The sequence below is a fragment of the Ferriphaselus amnicola genome (genome assembly GCF_000974685.2).
GTDB lineage: Bacteria > Pseudomonadota > Gammaproteobacteria > Burkholderiales > Gallionellaceae > Ferriphaselus > Ferriphaselus amnicola.
The window spans coordinates 313,969-332,232 of record NZ_AP018738.1 but is presented as its reverse complement, the minus strand read 5'-3'; the positions used below and the strand labels follow the sequence as shown (position 1 = coordinate 332,232).

Genomic DNA, 18,264 nt, shown 5'->3' with positions numbered 1-18,264 from the left:
ATGCTGACTGCCATCATTCGCGCTGCGATCAAGCAGCGTTTGGTACTGGTCGTAGTCGCCGTGTGCTTGCTGGCGTTCGGCCTCAACGCCACCAGCAAACTCTCGGTCGATGCCTTCCCCGACGTAACCAACGTCCAAGTACAGATTGCCACCGTGGCACAAGGCCGTTCGCCGGAAGAGGTCGAGCGCTTCGTCACCGTACCGCTGGAGATGGCCATGACCGGCCTACCCGGCATAGAGGAGATGCGCTCACTGAACAAGCCCGGCCTGTCGCTCATCACGCTGGTGTTCACTGACGCCACTGACGTGTATTTCGCCCGGCAGTTAGTGATGGAGCGACTGATCGAAGCGGGTGGACGCATGCCGGAAGGCGTGACCCCAACGCTGGGCCCGCTTTCTACCGGTCTGGGCGAGGTCTATCAGTACACGCTAGATCGAGCTGATGACGGTAAGCGAGTGCTCACCAAAGAAGAGCTGACCGAGCGCCGTATCGCTCAGGACTGGGTGGTACGCCCCTTGCTGCGCGGCATCCCCGGCGTAGCCGAGATCAACTCGCAGGGCGGCTACATCAAGCAGTATCAGGCGCTGGTCAACCCAGACCGGATGCGCTACTACCACCTGACCTTGCAAGAGATCTATCAGTCGCTGGCACGCAACAACGCCAACTCCGGCGGCGGGGTGCTACCGCACTACGCCGAGCAATACCTGATCCGAGGCGTCGGGCTGGTGAAATCACTGGACGACATCCGGGCCATCGTACTCAAAGAGCAAGATGGCGTGCCGGTACTGATGCGCGATGTCGCCGAGGTGACTATCGGTGCAGAAGAGCGTTACGGCGCAGTCATCAAGAACGGCGACACCGAGGCAGTCGGCGGCATCGTGATGATGATGCGTGCGGGCAACGCCAAGGAGATCGTCAGCCGCGTAAAACAGCGTGTGCAGGAGATCAACGACAAGGGTATGTTGCCCGGCGGCCTGAAGATCGTGCCCTATTATGACCGCAGCGAGCTAGTCGATGCCGCGCTACACACGGTGGTAAAGACGCTGATCGAAGGTGTGATTCTGGTCGTCGTGGTGCTATTCCTATTCCTTGGCGACGTGCGCTCGTCACTCATCGTTGTCGCCACATTGGTGCTGACACCGCTCATTACGTTCATGGTGATGAATCACTATGGCCTGTCTGCCAATCTGATGTCATTAGGTGGTTTAACCATCGCCATCGGCTTAATGGTCGATGGCTCAGTGGTGGTGGTCGAGAACGCCTTCCAACGATTGGCTGAACGACGTGGCAGCGGCGTGAGCCGACCGCGCGTGGTAATGGAAGCCGCAGCGGAAGTCGGCACACCGGTAGTATTCGGCGTGTCGATCATCATTCTGGTGTTCCTTCCGCTGATGACGCTGCAAGGCATGGAGGGCAAGATGTTCGCCCCGCTGGCCTTCACCATCGCCATCGCCCTGTTCGTTTCGCTGGTGCTTTCGCTCACGCTCACGCCGGTACTCAGCTCTTATCTGCTGATCGGCAAGGACGAACACGACACGCGCTTGGTCGCGCTACTCAAAAAGCCGTATCTCAAGCTATTGAATCAGGCGCTGGCAAACAGCAAAAAGACCGTATTCGTTGCCGGTGGTGCATTCGTCACGGCAGTGGTGCTGCTACCTTTCCTCGGCTCAGCCTTCATTCCAGAAATGAAGGAAGGCTCCATCGTGCCCGGCATCAACCGCGTACCTAACATCTCGCTGGCAGAGTCCATCAAGATGGAGATGGAGGGGATGCGCTTAGTGATGCAGGTGCCCGGCGTGAAGTCAGCGATCTCCGGTGTAGGTCGTGGCGAAAGTCCTGCCGACTCGCAAGGGCAGAACGAATCCACGCCTATCGTCAGCCTCAAACCGCGCAGCGAGTGGCCAGATGGCTGGACGCAAGACAACATCGCCGAAGCGATCCGCACCAAGCTGAACACCTTGCCCGGCGTGCAGGTGGTGATGGCACAACCAATCTCTGACCGCGTGGACGAGATGGTCACCGGCGTGCGTTCCGATGTGGCGATCAAACTGTTCGGCGACGATCTCGACCTGCTCAAGCAAAAGGCCGACTCCATCGCCAAGGTCGCCTCCACCGTGCAAGGTGCGCAAGACTTGCGCGTGGAGCGCGTCACCGGCCAGCAATACCTCTCCATCGAGGTGGATAGGCAGGCGATCGCCCACTACGGCTTGAATGTGGCGGATGTGCATGATGTGATCGAGACTGCCATCGGCGGCAAGCAGGCCACCGAGATCTACGAAGGTGAGCGCCGCTTCAGTGGCGTGGTGCGTCTGCCGCTCGTGTTCCGCGACAACGTGGCGACCATTCGCAGTCTGCGCGTCACCTCGCCTAATGGTGCGCAAGTGGCACTGGAGAATCTCGCCAACATCCGCGTGATCGATGGCCCAGCTCAGATCAGCCGTGAAAGTGGCAAGCGCCGCATCGTGATCGGCGTGAATGTAAAGGACCGCGACCTTGGTAGCTTCGTGGCCGAGTTGCAACAAGCTGTCGATCACAAGATCAAGCTGCCGGATGGCTATTATCTGGAGTGGGGCGGACAGTTCCAGAACATGGAACGCGCGATGGGGCACTTGATGATCATCATCCCGGTCACGGTGGCGGCGATCTTCTTCTTGCTGTTCATGCTGTTCGGCAGTTTGCGCTTCGCCACGCTCATCATCACCGTGCTGCCCTTCGCCTCCATCGGCGGGGTGATCGGCCTGTTCGTCACCGGCGAATACCTGTCGGTGCCTGCCTCGGTCGGCTTTATCGCCCTGTGGGGTATCGCCGTGCTCAACGGTGTCGTGCTGGTGTCCTACATCCGCAGCCTGCGCGATGATGGGCTGTCGCAAGAAGAGGCTATCGTGCAAGGATGCCGCCAGCGTTTCCGCCCTGTGCTGATGACCGCCACCGTGGCCATGCTGGGATTGATCCCCATGCTGTTCGCCACCGGCCCCGGTTCGGAAGTACAACGGCCACTGGCCATCGTAGTGATCGGCGGACTGGTCACGTCCACCCTGCTCACGCTGGTGGTGTTGCCCACGCTGTATAAATGGTTCGAGGAAAAACCCGTCGAGGCCTAGGAGAGAGACATGAAAGAGATCAAAGCCATCATTCAACCCAAGCGCCTAGAACGCATCCGCGATGCTTTCCGTAATCTGCCGGGCTTTCCCGGCATGACCATCCTGAAAGTACAGGGATGCAGCGGCCATCAGGGATTGGAACGTCACAATTCACTGCGTGCGGAGCTAACCGAGTTCTCGGACAAAGTTCGACTGGAGATCGTGACCCCAGACGAGCATGTGACCGAGATCGTGAAGTTGATCCATCAGCATGCCTACAGCGGCAAGCAGGGCGACGGGCTACTGTGGGTCACTGAGGTGGGCGAGGTTCACCGCCTCTCGCTGCCACCGAATTAGTGGTCAGCCAGCAACGGATCGGATGACAGTAAGCGATTGATCGCGTCGAGAAGCTCTCCCGTTCTCACCGGTTTGCGCAATATGGCATTCGCCCCCAATTTGGAGGCCAAATTCAGATACAGGTCGCCATGTTCCGGCCCCATACCGGAAATGGCAAGAACTGGGATCTTTGGATATTCGGTACGGATAGCTTTTAATACGCCGATACCATCCAACTCCGGCAACACCATGTCAGTGATGATGATATCTGGCGAGCTCGCCTTGATCGCCCGCAATCCTGCACTACCATCATTGGCTTGATCCACTGCATAGCCACGAAACTCGAGCATCAACTGAAGCGCATCAGCAACTTGGCGATCATCTTCGATGATGAGAATTTTGGTCTGACTCATGATGTGTGCCCCTCTAAATCACATGCGCATTGTTTCAGTCACCTTTACCTAAAGCAATATACCTAACGGCTAGGCCATCGCCATAGTCGCATCAGCAAAGCTTACCGCCCCAGCCGTCGCCGGAAAAGCACCAGTGAGGTGTAGTAACCTGCCAGCGTATATGTGATCAGCACCCAGAGGTGCAGCTGTACTTGCGCCGGAACCGTTCCGCTGAGCAGCGGACGGGCGAGATCGATGGCGTGGGACAGCGGCAGAATGGCGGAAACCGTCTGCAAGACTTCCGGTAGTTGCGCCACGGGAAAGAACACGCCGCACAGCATCATCATCGGGGTGATGACTAGCGTGAAGTAATACAAGAAGAAATCGTAGCTGGGAGCAAGCGCGGTCATGATGAGTCCCAAACTAGCGAAGCACAGCCCCACCAACAGCGACAGCGGGATCACCCACAGCGCCAGCCAAGTGTGTGATAGGCCAAACAACCAGATCACGCCGAGCACCGCCAAGCCCGCCATCAGACTCTTAGTCGCCGCCCACAGAATCTCGGATAGCACGATGTCATCTAGCGTCACTGGCGTGTTGAGGATCGCCTCCCAGGTGCGCTGCTCGTGCATCCGTGCGAAGCCGGAATACAGTGCTTCGAAGCTGGCGCTGTTCATGGTGCTGTAGCACACCGTCCCACCCGCGAGGAAAAGCATGTACGAGGTGCCACCCATCTCCGGCACCAAGCTACCAAGGCCGTAGCCCAGCCCGATCATGTAGATCATCGGATCGGCAATATGCCCGATCACCGATGCCGCCGCGATCTTGCGCCAGACAAGAAAGTGCCGCTGCCAGATGGGGAAGAAGCGGCGACTCAGTCGCGGAAGGGCAAAAATATCAAGACGCATCAGCCAACCCCGTCATTCCCGCATCTCCCGCCCCGTCAATTTCAAGAACACATCTTCCAGATTCGCCGGACGGTGCAAAAAGCGCAGCGTCGGATGCCCATGCAGATGGGCCAGCAACGGCGCAGCATCGGTGACGTAGCAGAACGCGGTTTCGCCGCTGATCTCGTAGCGCGCGGCGTAATCGGCTGCGTGTTCGGCCACCCACGTTTCCACGCCTTCGCCGAACACTTCCACCACCTGCGGCTCGATGTTTTGTTCGATCAACTCGCGCGGGCTGCCTTCGGTGATGAGGCGACCGTGATCCATCACCGCCAAGCGATGACATAGGCGCTCGGCCTCGTCCATGAAGTGGGTGGTGAGTAGCAGCGTCTTGCCCTGCGCGGTGAGTTCGCGCAGGCGCTGCCAGATCAGGTGACGTGCCTGCGGGTCGAGGCCGGTAGTCGGCTCGTCGAGGAAGATGATGTCGGGATCGTTGACCAGCGCACGCGCCAGCGTCAGCCGCCGTTTCATGCCGCCGGAAAGCGTCGGCACTTTGGCATCACGTTTATTGGTCAGATTGGCGAATTCGAGCAGCGCGGGGATGCGCGCTTCGATCTCGGCGTCCTTCATGCCGAAGTAGCGGCCATATACCAGCAGATTCTCGGCCACGGTGAAATCCGGGTCGAGGTTGTCCATCTGCGGCACCACGCCGATCTTCAGCCGCGCCTCGCGGGCGCGCTCGGGTACTGGCTCGCCCAGCAACGACAGCTCGCCACTATCCGGCTGGATCAGCCCCAGCAGCAGACGCAGCGTTGTGGTTTTGCCTGCACCGTTGGGGCCGAGCAGGCCGAAGCACTCGCCACGCCGGATGGTCAAATCAAGTCCATCCACCACAGTCAGGCCAGCGTAGGCCTTGCGCAATTGGCGTGCGGTAATGACATTATTCACAGCGCTACGCCTTCAAAATGTCGTCGAACCAGTGAGGCTAGCAGTGGCAGCCGCTTGTGGAAGAAGTGGCCGGTATCGGGCACGACCACGACCGGAAACTGTTGCGGGGCTGCCCACACCAGCACATCGGCGAGACTGACGATCTCATCTTTTTCGCCGTGGATAAGCAGCGTTTCCTGGGCAACGTGTGGCATGTCGGAACTGAGCTCGGTCATGGGTGCGGCAAAGCGATGGACAGCTGGGCCGACCAGCACCAGATGGCGCGGCTTGAGCGACTGCGCGGCACGGGCGGCGACGTTGCCGCCGAAAGAGAAGCCGGACAAGATCAGCGGCAGGTCGCCGAATTGGTCGTAAGCGAAATGCGCCACTGCGATCAGGTCGTCCAGCTCGCCATCACCGCCGGTGAACTCACCCGCGCTGCCGCCCACGCCGCGAAAGTTGAAACGGAACGCAGCGCAGCCGAGATCAACAAAGGTGTTGGTCAATGTCGTCACCACCTTGTTGTCCATCGTGCCACCGTCGATCGGCAACGGATGTGCGACCACCGCGATGGCGCGCGGCTCACCTTCCGGCAGATGAACGACCCCTTCCAGCGCACCCGCTGGGCCGGGAATGGTGAACTTGCGGCGCTCTGCCATCAGACCTTCAGCCGCTCGACCACTTGGCCGTTCTTCAGATGGGAGTCAATGATCTCGTCCAGATCGGATTCATCCAGATAGGTGTACCAAGTCTCTTCGGGATAGACCACGAGCACGGGCCCGAGATCGCAGCGCCCCAGACAGCCCGCCGAGTTGATGCGGATGTTAGGCAGGCCGAGTGCTTTGACCTTATCCTTGGTGTAATCGCGCATGCCTTGCGCGCCGAGGTCGTTGCAACACCCTTCACCGGGCTCGCGCTGATTGGTACAGAAGAACACGTGTTTGTCGTAAAAGCTCATCTCAACTCCTAATCCTAGTCGGCGGGATTATATCGCGTCGTCCTGCTCATTCCGCCGATGCCACAAGTACGCCAGCAACAGAAAGGGAAATACCAGCGCCACCGTTTGCGTCAAGCCGTTGTAATTGAGCAGATGCAGATAGCGCCATTGGTACAAGGGCATGGCCGATGACGGCGCAGAATCGTCCAACACCCAATGGGTCAGCAGCAGATAGGCAGCGCAACTGAACCAAGCCAGTCCGCGCACACCGCGCAAAGGTAGTAACAGCGCTGCCGCCAGCAGCAGCAGACCAGACGCGATGCCGAGCATGGCTTCGCTGTTGAGCCAAAGGAACAGCGCCCAAGACTTGAGCAAGGCTGCCGCCGCGACGAATTTGGTCAGTGACACGGCGCACAGCAGCAGTACCACGCCGATCACCGCGTGACGACGTTCTCGCAGCAACATCAACAGCAAGCTTCCCAGCATCAATAAGTTGAGCATGACCGCAGCACTTTCCAGCCAATTGAACACATCCGGCGGCGGAGGCAAGAATGGTTTGCGTACCACTTGGCTAATGAATACGTTACCCAACATGGGCAGCGAAGGATTGATCTGAGCAAACACCCACAAGGCGATCAATGCCAGACCAAAATCATTGCCATGACCGAACAAACTATAGCGTACGCGAGCCAAGTGATAGGCGAACCAAATGCGTGGAGCGATACTTACCGCCAGCAGCGCACCGCCCAAAGTCCCGCCGACATTGGTCAGCAGATCGAGGTTGGAACTGGTGCGTGAGGGCAGGAAAAGCTGAGTGAATTCCATCATGCTCGACAAGGCAGCACCGCCTAACAGTGCCAGCACAACGCTCCATCCTGTGCCCAGATAGGCACGCAGGATCAAGCCCAGCAGCAAACCCAGCGGCAGATATGCCAGCACGTTGACGAGCGCATCGAACCACGTGTAGGTCTGAAGCAGCGGCGCGACCAACACATCATGAAACGACAGCCCCAAATCCTTCCAATGCGAGAATGGGGATAGGCTCACATAGACGATGAACAGGATATAGGTCGCCAGCAGATAGAGCCGCAAACGGGTGTGCGGCAAATCGGGAAGTTCGGCGGCGTGCTGGCGCTCAAACACCTCGATCATTGCAAGGCTTTTTCCAATTCAGACGCGGGCAAAAAGCCCGGCACCAGTTGGCCGTCAGCGAAGATCAATGCTGGTGTGCCTTGTAAGCGCAATCTCCGTGCCAACTCTTGGACTTTGGCGGTCGGCGTAGCACAGGTCGCAGCAGCGGGCTGGATGCCGCTCAACATCAAGTCATCCCACGCTTTGACCTTATCCTTGCTACACAAAACGCCTTGAACCTTCTCATCCGAGCCGGGAAAGATCGGATACAAGAACATATACAAAGTGACGTTATTGACCTTCTGCAACTCGCGCTCCAGCTTCTTGCAATAGCCGCAGTTTGGATCAGTGAAGTAAGCTAGTTTGCGACTGCCGTCGCCCTTGACCTTCTTTACCGCCAATTCGAAGGGTAATTTTTTGAAATCAAGGGCGAACAGAACCTTAGCTCGTTCCTCCGTAAGATTGCGCATCGATTTCAGCTCGATCATATTGCCAACGATCAGATACGACACCTTGTCGTCGGTGTAAAACAACTGGCTTTCCGTCACCACCTCGTATAGTCCGAGGATGGGCGACTTATTGACTTGCATCACTTTACCCACTTGCGGATAGTTCTTTTCCAACGCAACTTTCACTTCGACCTCACCGGCGTAGGCACACACGGCAGCAAGCAATAACAGCACAGTAACGAGCGATTTCAACATGGGATTCCTTGGAACTAGATTAGAGCGTGACGCGCCAACATACGCTTGGCTGGCGTTAAATGGTTGGTCGCGGACAAGCCGAGGTTACGCACTTTGCGTAGCAAGGGGTCAGCGTTGCAAAATAACTTTTTCAGCGCGTCGGTGGTGGTCAGCATGGAAAAGATATCTTCCTGCCGCGCACGGTCGTAGCGACGCAGTAGCGCGTAATCGCCGCAATCGCGCTGCGGGCCGCGCGCCAACAAGGTCTGCGCCAATTCACGCGCATCACGGAAGCCGAGATTCACTCCTTGGCCCGCCAGCGGATGCACGTTATGTGCAGCATCGCCCACCAGCGCCAAACGTGGCTTGACGATGTGCGGCAAACGCAGGATGCGCAGCGCAAAGGAGGAGGGAGGCGTCACCAACTCCAGCTCACCCAAGGTGTGATGTCCGGCAGCGGCAACCTGAGCACAGAGGTCTTCAGGCGAGAGTTTGAGCAATTCCGCCGATTTCTCCGGCAACACCGACCACACCATCGACATCATCTGCTGCGGCAAAGGGAGATAAGCGAGGATGCTGTCGGGGCTGAACCACTGGTAGGCCACGCCGCGATGCGGCTTTTCGCAGCGGAAATTGGCGACCACGCCGTGCTGCTGATACGGTGTCGGCGCTTCGTCCATGCCCGCCTGCTTGCGCACCCACGAGTCGCGACCATCCGCGCCGACCACGAGTTTTGCACGCAGTTCGCGCCCGTCCTCCAGTGTGAGCGTAGCGGCATCTAGGCCAAGATCGAGTGCGGCACAGCGGGCGGGGTTGAACAGGGTCAGGTTGTCTTGGTCGAGGATGGTTTCCCACAGCGCTTCCTGCATCAAACGATTTTCGAGGATGAAGGTGAGTTCCGGCGCGCCGATCTCGTAGGCGCTGAATTCCAGCTCGGAGTCATCATCACCGAACACGCGCATCGCCTCGACCGGCTGCACGCGGCTCATATCCTGGCGCTGCCAAGAGCCGCACTCCTTGAGGAATTCGACATTGCCGGGGGTGATAGCATAGATACGGCTGTCCCAGCCTGCATGGGAGAACGCCGCCGTTTGCCCCTCGACCAGCGCCAAACTCAAGCCACTGGACTTGAGCGAGGCCGCCAAACTGGCACCGACCAGACCGCCGCCGACGATGATGACATCGAACTCCATCGCTAAATTCCCTCCCAAAAAGACGGCGGCATCATACCACGCAGGCTGCGGCTACTCGGTGCGCAGCGCTTCCACTGGATCGAGCTTGGCCGCGCGGCGGGCGGGCATGACACCGGCGAACAGACCGATGATGATCGCGCTACTTTCCGCCAGTACGGCAAAGCCCAGTGGCGTGTGTACCGGCAGCGCTGGAAAGATCGCATGCAAACCCTGCGCGATACCGACACCGAGCAACAATCCAGCCAATCCACCCGCCGCCGCCAATAACATCGCTTCGCCGAGGAACAGCGCCAGCACTTGCTTTTGCTGTGCGCCCAAGGCTCGCAGCAAGCCGATCTCGCCCGTGCGCTCGGCCACCGCCATGGTCATGATGGTGATAATGCCGACACCGCCGACCACCAACGAGATGCCGCCCAGCGCTCCCACTGCGAAGGTCAGCACATCCAGCACCGAACCGAGCACCTCCATCGCTTGTTGTTGCGAAGTCAGCGTGAAATCTTCGCGCCCGTGGCGGGCGATCAGCACGCTGCGGATCGCCTCTTCCACCCGCTCCAGCGACATGTTCTCGGGGTAGGTCAGGTGGATCTCCATCAGGCCGGGACGGTTGAACAACTCCATCGCCCGCGCCGTGGGCACGTACACCGCATCGTCAAGATCGAAACCCAGCATCTGCCCTTTGGACTCCATCACGCCGATCACCCGATAACGCACGCCGCCCACATGCAGATACGCTCCCAGCGGATTCTCGGCACCAAAGATCTCGGTTCGCACCTTGGAACCCAGCACCACAAAAGCACGCGCCTGCTCAGCATCGTCGGCAGGCAGGAACTGGCCGCTGTCCACCTTCATCTTCCACACGTTAAGCATGTTCCCGCCCACGCCATACACCATCGTGCGGCGGCTGCGGGTGTTCGCCCGCACTTCCGCATTGCCCGTGACTGTCGGATCAAGCGCCTCGACCTGCGGTAAGCGCGCCAGCGCCGCCGCATCCTCCAACGACAACTGCCGCACCGAGCCGAAGATACCCACGCTGCCACCCTGCGTCTGTGTCTTGCCCGGCTGAATAGAGATGAGATGCGTGCCGAACTGCGAGAACTCAGCCAACACGAAACGCTGCAAACCCTCTCCGATGGAGGTCAGCAAGATCACCGCCGCCACCCCCACCGCAATGCCCAGCCCAGTGAGGAAACTGCGCATCCGGTAGGACAGGAAACTGGACGTGGTCAGACGAAGCAGGTCAGTGAAGTGCATGATCACCTCCGCGCCAGCGCCAACACCGGATCGAGCTGTGCGGCGCGACGGGCGGGCATGACGCTGAACAGGATGCCGGTGCCGAGTGCCGTCACGAGTGCGGCCAGCACCGCCCACCAAGGTGCGCCAACCGGCAAGGTCGGATAGAGGCGGCCGATGATGAAGCTGCCGATCTCGCCCAGCACCCATCCGGCCAAGCTGGCGAGCAACGACAGCAAGGCGGCTTCGATGAAGAACAGCTTCCGTATCTGCGCGGGCGGCGCGCCCAGCGCCTTGAGCAAGCCGATCTCTTGCGTGCGCTGCGACACGGCGATCAGCATGACGTTCATGATGAGGATGCCGGCCACGGCCAAACTGATGCTAGCGATGCCGCCGACGGCCAGCGTCAGTGCGCTGAGGATGCGGTCGAAAGTGGCGAGCACGGCGTCCTGCGTCACCACGGTCACGTCGCGTTCGCCGTGGCGCTCGGTCAGGATGCGCTCGGCCTCGTCGCGCGCCGCGATGATCTGGTCGCGACTCTTGGCTTCAATCAGGATGCGCAGCAGCGAACGGGTGTTGAACAGTTGGTGGGCAGAGGCGACCGGCACGATGACGACTTCGTCGGTGTTGAAGCCCATGGACATGCCCTGCCCCGCCAGAATGCCGATGACGCGATAGCGCCGGTCGCCCAGCCGCAGCCAGCTCCCCACCGCGCGCTGGGTGCCGAACAGTTCGCGGCTGATCTTAGTGCCCAGCACGCACACCGGCGAGGCGATGCGGGTGTCACCTTCCGGCAGGAAGCTGCCCTCGCCCATGACCATGTGGCGGATCGCCAGTAACGAGGCGGTCGAGCCCAGCACCACGACTTCGCGGTTGAGCGCGCCGTTCGAGGCTTGCGCCACACCGATGGCGAGCGGGGCATAGCGGCGGATAGCGGTGCTGCGCATCAGGGCTTGAGCATCCTCAAGGATCAGTTCGCGCGGGATCTGTCCGAGCAGCATGCCGGGCGATACGCCTGCTGTTTCGGTGCGCCCGGGGAACACGATCACCAGATTGCTGCCCAGAGATGAGAATTGCCCGACCACGTAGCGCCGCGCACCTTCGCCTAGCGCAGTGAGGATAACGACTGCCGCTACCCCGATGGCCATCGCCAGCATCATCAGCAAAGTTCGCGTGCGCGCGCCGCGCAAACTGCCGGAAGCGAACTGGAGGGTGTCAGCGAAATTCATGGCGCGACGCGCTTCGAGTCCGACTCCAGTTGCCCGTCCACCATCACCAGACTGCGCCCAGCGCGGTCGCCGATCTCGTGATCGTGGGTCACCAAAATCAGCGTCACGCCGCGCTCGACCAAGCCTTCCAGCAGCGCCATCACTTCGCGGCCCGTGGCACGATCCAGATTGCCGGTCGGCTCGTCGGCCAGCAGCACGGCGGGGCGCATGATGGTGGCGCGAGCGATGGCGACGCGTTGGCGCTGGCCGCCGGAGAGCTGTTCGGGACGGTGATCGGCGCGATTGCTCAGGCCGTAGCTGTCTAGCAACTCAGCCACGCGCGGCTTACGCTCCTCTGGCGGCACGCCCGCCAAGATCAGCGGCAACTCGATGTTCATGGCAGCAGACAAACGCGGCACGAGATGGAAGAACTGGAACACGAAACCGATCTTGTCGCGCCGCACCCGCGCCTGCTCCTCTTCATTCAGCGCGGTCACATCCATCCCGTCCAGCCGATAGGTACCGGAGGTCGGACGGTCGAGCAGGCCGATCATGTTGAGCAGGGTAGATTTGCCGGAGCCGGACGGCCCCATGATGGACACGTATTCGCCCGCACCGATGTTCACACTCAGGTCGCGCAGCGCGGCGACTTGCTGGTCGCCGACCGTGAAACTACGGCAGACGTGCTCCAGTTCGATCATTTGGCAGGCAGCGCGGTTTCCGCTTGGGCGCGCGCGCCCGCTTTCACACCCTCGCCGTCGAACGAGGTGACGATTCGATCGCCAGCTTGCAATCCGGCGCTGATCTCGGTGTGGCTCCAGTTACCCAGTCCAACCGTCACGATGCGATCTTCCAACACGCCATCGGCGCGCAGTAGCAACACGCGCTTGCCGTCCTGCAAAGCCTGTGTGGGAATACGCAACACGTTGGGATGGCTCTGATGCACGAGTTCCACATCGGCGCTGTAGCCTACCAGCAGCGTATCGGTCGCGGGCGGCGGGGTGAACTCGACCTCGACTTCGACCGTGCGTGCCTGTTTCTCGATCTCGGTGACATACGGCGCGATGCGGCGCACACGGCCTTCGTAGGATTTGCCCTTGAGCGCATCCAGCGTGATGCGTCCGATCTGGCCGACTTTGAGATGCCCCGCGTCCACTTCGTCGATGGGCGCGCTGACGTAAAGACAGCTATCGTCGATCAGATCGACGGCGGGCAACGTTGGGATTCCGGGCGGCGACGGCGTGGCGTATTCGCCCAGCTCGCCGCTGAGGTCGGCCACGATGCCGTCGAACGGTGCACGCAGCACCATGCGTTCTAGCGTCGCATCAGACAAAGCGATGCGCGACTGCGCCTGCTTCAGGCCGTTCCTAGCCACTTCGCACGCCGCCACTCGTGAACGCGCTTCAGCCTCGGACCGGTCCAGTGATTGCGGGGAGTAGAAGCCTTGCTTGGCCAAGTCGCGCGCACGCTCGACATCCCGATGCGCCGTATCCGCCAAAGCGCAGCTATCGCTCGCCTGAGTCTTGGCCGCCAGCAATTGCTCGGCAGCCAGACCGCGCTGTGCTTGCAGGTCAGTGTTCCACAGCTCCAGCAACACCTCGCCCGCTTTCACTCGCTGGCCTTTTTTCACCTTCATCGCGGCAATCTGGCCTCCGGCAGGCGGAGCTAGCTTGGCGCGGCGGCAGGCTTTCACCGTCCCGGCGCGAGTGTTGCTCACCGACGCTTCGACTGTGCCGCGTTCAACCGTCGCCACCGCCACCTTCAGTGGCTCAGGACGCGAAACGAACCACGCGCCGCCGATCACGCCGACCAGCAACAACGCTGCCAGATATTTCCTGCGGCCCGACAACACGCTAGACAGTCTCACGCTATCTCCCGATGGCTCCGAACACCTTGGACAGCAAGCTGCTGGCCTGCCCGACCGGGTCTTTGCGGATGGCTTTTTCCTCTTCGGCGATCATCAGGTACAAGCCATCCAACGCCTTCTGGGTGACGTATTTCTCGATGTTGGCCTGATTCTCGTCCAGCAAACCGTAGCTCGCCGCCTTGCCTGCGAACTGGTCGTATTTCTGGGCTAGACCGACCTTGGCGGTGGCTTTTTGCACGATAGGCAAGAACTTCGCCGCCAGCGGTGCGCGCGTCTTGCCACGGAAATATTCGGTCGCCGCCGTATCGCCGCCGGTCAAGATACCTTTGGCATCCTGCACGCTCATGTCCTTGACCGACTTGATCAACAATGCCTTGGCTTCCGGCACGGCAGCTTCAGCGGCACGGTTCATGGTTAGCACCAGCTCGTCGGCATACTTGCCGCCGCCGAAAGTGCGCAGCAGGCTATCCACCTGTTGCAGCGAATCTGGCAGCGGGATCTTGACCTTGGGATTGCCCATGAAACCATCGGCCTTGCCCAGTGTGGCGACCGCGTTGCCCGCACCCTGAGTAAGCGCCTGCTTCAGACCGGAGGCGGCGTCCTTGTTGGAAAGGTCGGCAAGGCCGAGTGCATTGACGAATGGACTGGTGAGCAACAGAAAACATAGCAACAAGATACGCATGGGAAGCTCCTCAAAAAGTGCGTGGGATTATGCCTCAGTTTCCGCCCCAGCCGAACAACACGGCCAGACCGAGAACGACGAAGATCAAGGCGGCGATGGTGTGGATCTGCTTGCCCGGTAATTTGCGGGCGAGGCGCTCGCCCAGCAGCACGACCGGCGCGTTCGCCAACATCATGCCGACCGTGGTGCCCATCACCACCGCCGTGAGCGAGTCGAACTTAGCAGCCAGCGCGATGGTGGCGATCTGTGTCTTGTCACCGATCTCAGCGAGGAAGAACAGAATCAGCGTCGTGCCGAACACGCCCAGCTTGCGGAAGGTCGGCTCGTCGTCGTCCAACTTGTCGGGCACCATGATCCACGCCGCCATCGCCAAGAACGACAGCCCCAGCACCCAGCGCAAAATCTGCTCGCCCATCAATTGCGCCAGCCAGGCACCAAGCGCACCGGCCAAGCCGTGATTGAGTACGGTCGCCACGAAGATCGCGGCGATCACCGGCCAAGGTTTCTTGAAACGCGCTGCCAGCAACAGCGACAGCAACTGAGTCTTGTCGCCGATCTCGGCGATGGCAACGATGCCGGTTGAAACGAAGAATGCTTCCATGATGCCCTTTAGATTAACGAATAGAGAAAGAAACACGACTAGGCGGCAGGTCCTTGTCCGCAGTACCGACGTGGCTGCTCAACAGGAACACGCGCTCGACCGCCACACCGCCGGTCGAGGTCAGCCAATTTTGCACGGCACGCCCACGGGCATCGGCCAGTTCGCTCAGGTCAGCATCGGTCACGCCGATGTGCGCCAGCAACAGCGCCTCCATCTCGGCCACGGAAATGCTCTTCTGCATACCAATGGCGTTGCGCGGTTTCGCCTTGATGTCTTCGTCGCTATAGACCTTTTCCAGCAAGTCCGGGTACTCCTCGGGCGTGACCACGACCTCGTCCACCGACACGCTGGATTTGCCGCGACGAGCGCTATCGCCCAGCTTGCGCGCCTTCACCTTGCGCATCATCAGCTCGTGCTTCAGCCCCTCACGATCCGCCACCACATCGGCCACGCCGGTGATCTCCATCTTCAGTCCCGGCCTATCCGCCATCGCCTTGCTCAGCGACTGCAACGAGCCGTCCATCTCCGGCGTGAGTCGGCTCACACCTGCGGCGAACGCTAGATTCGACAAGTCCTCGCCGCTACCGAATAAGGAACCCAGCAGGGCGAACGGCGCGGTCACCGCTTTGACCACCAGATTGACCAGCACCTTGACCACGATGCCGCCGATGCTGAACTGCGGATCGTTGAGCGAGCCAGAAAGCGGCAGGTCGAGGTCGATCTCCCCGCGCGAATTCTTCAGCAAAGAGATAGCCAGCCGGATCGGGATGTCGAGCACGCTGGAATTCTCCAGCTTCTCGCCCAGCGTCAGTTGGTCGAGAAAGATCTTGTTCTGCGCCTTCAGCTCGCCCTTGTCGATGAGGTAACTCACGTCCACCGACAGTTTGCCCTTCTCGATGGGATAGCCGAGATAGTGGCCGGAATAGCCCGACAAGGTGGGCAGATCGAGCCCGCGCGCGCTGGCTTGCAGATTGAGCGAAAGCTGCGCTGCAAAGGGATCGACCCAACCGGCGATGTGCAGCGGCGCGCTCTTATCGACCTTGCCCGAGATCTCCACGCTGCTCTGCTTGCCCGCCGCCAGCGTACCGATGTTGCCCTTGAGACTGGACAGGCGCACCGAGTAGTTGGGCTTGATGAATTCATCGTTGAAATCCACCGCGCCGTTAGCCAGCGTGATCTTGCCGATGCGGATCGGCAACGCGGGGGCAGGTTTCACCGATGCCGTCGAAACAGGCGCGGGCGTTGCCGCTGCCACGCTGGACGCAGGTGCCGGAGCGGCCACTGGTTCAGCCGGTTTGTTGACGATGCCTTTCAGATTCAGTTGGCCCTTGGAGTTCACCAGCAGTTGCGCGTAAAAGTCGCGCAGGGAAACCTCGCCGATGTTGACTGAGAACGGCTGGGTGTTGAGCGCCAGCTTGTCCACCCGCAACTGTTTCCAGCGCAACATGTCCTCCGAATTGAGGGGATCAAGCACGTTGAAATCGTTCAACACCACGTCGCCATCCAGTTTGACCTGACCGCTGGCGGCATGGATGTCGCCGGTAAAACTAGCATCGCCGCGCGTCAGCACCGCGTTCAAACCTTCCGTCGCCCAGCCTTGCAGAGCGACCAGGTCGAAGCGCTGTGCATCCAGCTTGAGATCGGCCTGCCCCGCCAGAGTGACATTGCCTTCCGCAGCCAGCGAGCCATGCTCGTTCACCGTAGCCTTGAGCTTCACCGGAATAGGCGGCGGCGCGAGGCTGGTCAGCTTGCCAGTCTCGATCTGCAAGTCAGCCAACGTCAGCGCGTGCGCGCCCTTGCGGCCTTGATCCACGAATTGCAGCTTGCCAGCTTCGAGCACGAACTTATCCAGCGACCAGTTCCAGGCAGGCGCGGCAGCGGGTGCCTCGGTCTTTTCTGCCTTGGCCAGTTTAGCGGGCGGTGTAGTCGCGGGCGCGGCGAAGGTCTCGACGATGTCCAGCTTGCCCGCAGGAGTGCGCGCCAGATCCAGTTCCGGCGCGGCCAGCTTCACCCCGCCGACTTGCGCCAGTTTCGCTTTCAAATCCACCGCCAAGGTGTCCAGACTCAGCGCTTGCCAGCGCAAGAAGCGGGTTCCCGTACGGCTCAACGCCGGAGCCGCGTCTGCCTGCGCTTGGATCGCAATGTGTTGTACCGCCACTTTCTGGGCAAACACGTCGGCGTTGATGCCGCTCAAGCTGAGCAGCGGCACATCGATGCCCAGCTTCTGCGCGGTCAGCGTGCCCTTGAATTTCTTCACCGCCAGATCGCCCGCCACATTCAGCGAATCCGCACCACCGTTGCGGCGCTGGAACTGTACTTGCAGCTTGGTGCTGAGCAGCGCGGATTCCAGCGCGAGCGGCGATTTGACGTAGCCGCTGATGCGCGTCAGATCGAAGTCATCCAACTCCACCGCCAGTGACGCATCCTGCCCCGCCGAGAATGGGCGCACTTTGCCAGACAGACTGAAATCAGCCCCATTGAGATGGGCGCTGAACGCAGGCTGCACATAGACCTCTTCCTGCGACGGCGTGTTGGCGATGAACGGCACGCCGAGATGGATATGGCTGACGGTCTGCGTCTCGTTGACCACCTGATCGACCCACTCCACCTGCCCTTCGTTCAGCGTGATGTTGCTCACCGAGAAATGCGGCGTCGGCTCGTTACTTGTAGGCTTCGCCGCCCATTGATCGAGCAGATCGGAGATGTTCAAACGGTTCTCGGAAACGCGCACCAGATGAAACTTAGGCTGATCGATAGTCACTTCGGACACGATGGGCATCAGCCGGAACAGCGAGGTCGACGACAGATTCACCCGCACACTGCCCACCGACACCACATCGCCCACTTTGAAACCTTCAACGGTGACCGTCAGCGCGTATGGCGAAACGACGATGCGCTCGACCGTCACCGGACGCTTGAACTCCGCACTCAGCGCCGTCTCCAGTTGCGACTTGGCATAGCCCGGCAGCCAGAAGTAGCCGACCAAGCCGAACAGCAGCATAAGTCCACCGAACGCGATGGACGTGCGCTTAGCGATGCGCCGCACGCGCTCGTTCCGCCATAAGGTACTCACGGGATTGCTTGCGGGGGAATTGGTCTGTGTCATAAC

Annotated in this window: 17 protein-coding genes; 2 read left to right on the top strand and 15 right to left on the bottom strand. The window is 60.4% G+C overall.

The features are described from left to right. Positions 1 to 3,102: an efflux RND transporter permease subunit gene (locus OYT1_RS01490; RefSeq protein ID WP_062625671.1), complete on the top strand. Its 3,102-nt coding sequence runs from the start codon at positions 1 to 3 to the stop codon at positions 3,100 to 3,102. A gap of 9 nt (positions 3,103 to 3,111) precedes the next feature. Further along, positions 3,112 to 3,438 (top strand): P-II family nitrogen regulator, encoded by a 327-nt coding sequence (locus tag OYT1_RS01485; RefSeq protein WP_062625672.1) that lies wholly within the window; start codon positions 3,112 to 3,114, stop codon positions 3,436 to 3,438. Here the strand turns inward: OYT1_RS01485 and OYT1_RS01480 are convergent. The 15 genes from OYT1_RS01480 to OYT1_RS01410 form a co-directional block, all read right to left on the bottom strand. After that, on the bottom strand, positions 3,435 to 3,830 hold the full coding sequence (locus OYT1_RS01480) for a response regulator transcription factor (RefSeq protein WP_062625673.1): 396 nt from the start codon (positions 3,828 to 3,830) through the stop codon (positions 3,435 to 3,437). The two genes, OYT1_RS01485 and OYT1_RS01480, sit on opposite strands and share 4 nt — an antisense overlap. Before the next feature lie 101 nt (positions 3,831 to 3,931). Continuing rightward, positions 3,932 to 4,717, bottom strand: coding sequence for an ABC transporter permease (locus OYT1_RS01475; RefSeq protein ID WP_062625674.1), 786 nt, complete (start codon positions 4,715 to 4,717; stop codon positions 3,932 to 3,934). Positions 4,718 to 4,729: 12 nt separating this feature from the next. Then, positions 4,730 to 5,644 carry an ATP-binding cassette domain-containing protein gene (locus OYT1_RS01470; RefSeq protein ID WP_084611897.1) on the bottom strand — a complete coding sequence of 305 codons (915 nt, stop codon included), beginning with the start codon at positions 5,642 to 5,644 and terminating at the stop codon, positions 4,730 to 4,732. Further along, positions 5,641 to 6,282 (bottom strand): alpha/beta hydrolase, encoded by a 642-nt coding sequence (locus tag OYT1_RS01465; protein ID WP_062625675.1) that lies wholly within the window; start codon positions 6,280 to 6,282, stop codon positions 5,641 to 5,643. Before OYT1_RS01465 ends, OYT1_RS01470 begins: the two co-directional genes overlap by 4 nt. Beyond that, positions 6,282 to 6,581, bottom strand: a complete 300-nt coding sequence (locus tag OYT1_RS01460) for a (2Fe-2S) ferredoxin domain-containing protein (RefSeq protein WP_062625676.1) — start codon at positions 6,579 to 6,581, stop codon at positions 6,282 to 6,284. Before OYT1_RS01460 ends, OYT1_RS01465 begins: the two co-directional genes overlap by 1 nt. Positions 6,582 to 6,608: 27 nt before the next feature. After that, positions 6,609 to 7,712 (bottom strand): VanZ family protein, encoded by a 1,104-nt coding sequence (locus OYT1_RS01455; protein ID WP_062625677.1) that lies wholly within the window; start codon positions 7,710 to 7,712, stop codon positions 6,609 to 6,611. Next, entirely contained in the window at positions 7,709 to 8,395 is a 687-nt protein-coding gene (locus tag OYT1_RS01450) for a DsbC family protein (protein ID WP_119283448.1), read from the bottom strand. The genes OYT1_RS01455 and OYT1_RS01450 overlap by 4 nt, the downstream gene beginning before the upstream one ends. A gap of 14 nt (positions 8,396 to 8,409) precedes the next feature. Then, entirely contained in the window at positions 8,410 to 9,567 is a 1,158-nt protein-coding gene (locus OYT1_RS01445) for a UbiH/UbiF family hydroxylase (RefSeq protein WP_062625678.1), read from the bottom strand. A gap of 51 nt (positions 9,568 to 9,618) precedes the next feature. Further along, positions 9,619 to 10,818, bottom strand: coding sequence for an ABC transporter permease (locus tag OYT1_RS01440; protein ID WP_062625679.1), 1,200 nt, complete (start codon positions 10,816 to 10,818; stop codon positions 9,619 to 9,621). A gap of 2 nt (positions 10,819 to 10,820) precedes the next feature. Continuing rightward, the gene (locus OYT1_RS01435; protein ID WP_062625680.1) at positions 10,821 to 12,026 is read right to left on the bottom strand and encodes an ABC transporter permease; all 1,206 of its coding nucleotides are present in this window, start codon (positions 12,024 to 12,026) and stop codon (positions 10,821 to 10,823) included. Then, positions 12,023 to 12,706, bottom strand: coding sequence for an ABC transporter ATP-binding protein (locus OYT1_RS01430; RefSeq protein WP_062625681.1), 684 nt, complete (start codon positions 12,704 to 12,706; stop codon positions 12,023 to 12,025). Before OYT1_RS01430 ends, OYT1_RS01435 begins: the two co-directional genes overlap by 4 nt. Next, positions 12,703 to 13,872, bottom strand: a complete 1,170-nt coding sequence (locus OYT1_RS01425; protein ID WP_232013206.1) for an efflux RND transporter periplasmic adaptor subunit — start codon at positions 13,870 to 13,872, stop codon at positions 12,703 to 12,705. The genes OYT1_RS01430 and OYT1_RS01425 overlap by 4 nt, the downstream gene beginning before the upstream one ends. Before the next feature lies 1 nt (position 13,873). Beyond that, entirely contained in the window at positions 13,874 to 14,554 is a 681-nt protein-coding gene (locus tag OYT1_RS01420) for a DUF4197 domain-containing protein (RefSeq protein ID WP_062625682.1), read from the bottom strand. A 34-nt stretch (positions 14,555 to 14,588) separates the two neighbouring features. Next, complete coding sequence (locus OYT1_RS01415; protein WP_062625683.1) at positions 14,589 to 15,155, bottom strand: TMEM165/GDT1 family protein; 567 nt, start codon at positions 15,153 to 15,155, stop codon at positions 14,589 to 14,591. A gap of 13 nt (positions 15,156 to 15,168) precedes the next feature. Next, complete coding sequence (locus OYT1_RS01410) at positions 15,169 to 18,261, bottom strand: DUF748 domain-containing protein (RefSeq protein ID WP_062625684.1); 3,093 nt, start codon at positions 18,259 to 18,261, stop codon at positions 15,169 to 15,171. Positions 18,262 to 18,264 lie beyond the last annotated feature (3 nt).

What these genes read in the sequence shown, in the direction of transcription:
- OYT1_RS01445 (WP_062625678.1), bottom strand. Translation starts at nt 9,567, where the DNA reads ATGGAGTTCGATGTCATCATCGTCGGCGGCGGTCTGGTCGGTGCCAGT.
- OYT1_RS01485 (WP_062625672.1), top strand. Translation starts at nt 3,112, where the DNA reads ATGAAAGAGATCAAAGCCATCATTCAACCCAAGCGCCTAGAACGCATC.
- OYT1_RS01440 (WP_062625679.1), bottom strand. Translation starts at nt 10,818, where the DNA reads ATGCACTTCACTGACCTGCTTCGTCTGACCACGTCCAGTTTCCTGTCC.
- OYT1_RS01490 (WP_062625671.1), top strand. Translation starts at nt 1, where the DNA reads ATGCTGACTGCCATCATTCGCGCTGCGATCAAGCAGCGTTTGGTACTG.
- OYT1_RS01410 (WP_062625684.1), bottom strand. Translation starts at nt 18,261, where the DNA reads ATGACACAGACCAATTCCCCCGCAAGCAATCCCGTGAGTACCTTATGG.
- OYT1_RS01420 (WP_062625682.1), bottom strand. Translation starts at nt 14,554, where the DNA reads ATGCGTATCTTGTTGCTATGTTTTCTGTTGCTCACCAGTCCATTCGTC.
- OYT1_RS01435 (WP_062625680.1), bottom strand. Translation starts at nt 12,026, where the DNA reads ATGAATTTCGCTGACACCCTCCAGTTCGCTTCCGGCAGTTTGCGCGGC.
- OYT1_RS01480 (WP_062625673.1), bottom strand. Translation starts at nt 3,830, where the DNA reads ATGAGTCAGACCAAAATTCTCATCATCGAAGATGATCGCCAAGTTGCT.
- OYT1_RS01475 (WP_062625674.1), bottom strand. Translation starts at nt 4,717, where the DNA reads ATGCGTCTTGATATTTTTGCCCTTCCGCGACTGAGTCGCCGCTTCTTC.
- OYT1_RS01465 (WP_062625675.1), bottom strand. Translation starts at nt 6,282, where the DNA reads ATGGCAGAGCGCCGCAAGTTCACCATTCCCGGCCCAGCGGGTGCGCTG.
- OYT1_RS01450 (WP_119283448.1), bottom strand. Translation starts at nt 8,395, where the DNA reads ATGTTGAAATCGCTCGTTACTGTGCTGTTATTGCTTGCTGCCGTGTGT.
- OYT1_RS01430 (WP_062625681.1), bottom strand. Translation starts at nt 12,706, where the DNA reads ATGATCGAACTGGAGCACGTCTGCCGTAGTTTCACGGTCGGCGACCAG.
- OYT1_RS01455 (WP_062625677.1), bottom strand. Translation starts at nt 7,712, where the DNA reads ATGATCGAGGTGTTTGAGCGCCAGCACGCCGCCGAACTTCCCGATTTG.
- OYT1_RS01460 (WP_062625676.1), bottom strand. Translation starts at nt 6,581, where the DNA reads ATGAGCTTTTACGACAAACACGTGTTCTTCTGTACCAATCAGCGCGAG.
- OYT1_RS01415 (WP_062625683.1), bottom strand. Translation starts at nt 15,155, where the DNA reads ATGGAAGCATTCTTCGTTTCAACCGGCATCGTTGCCATCGCCGAGATC.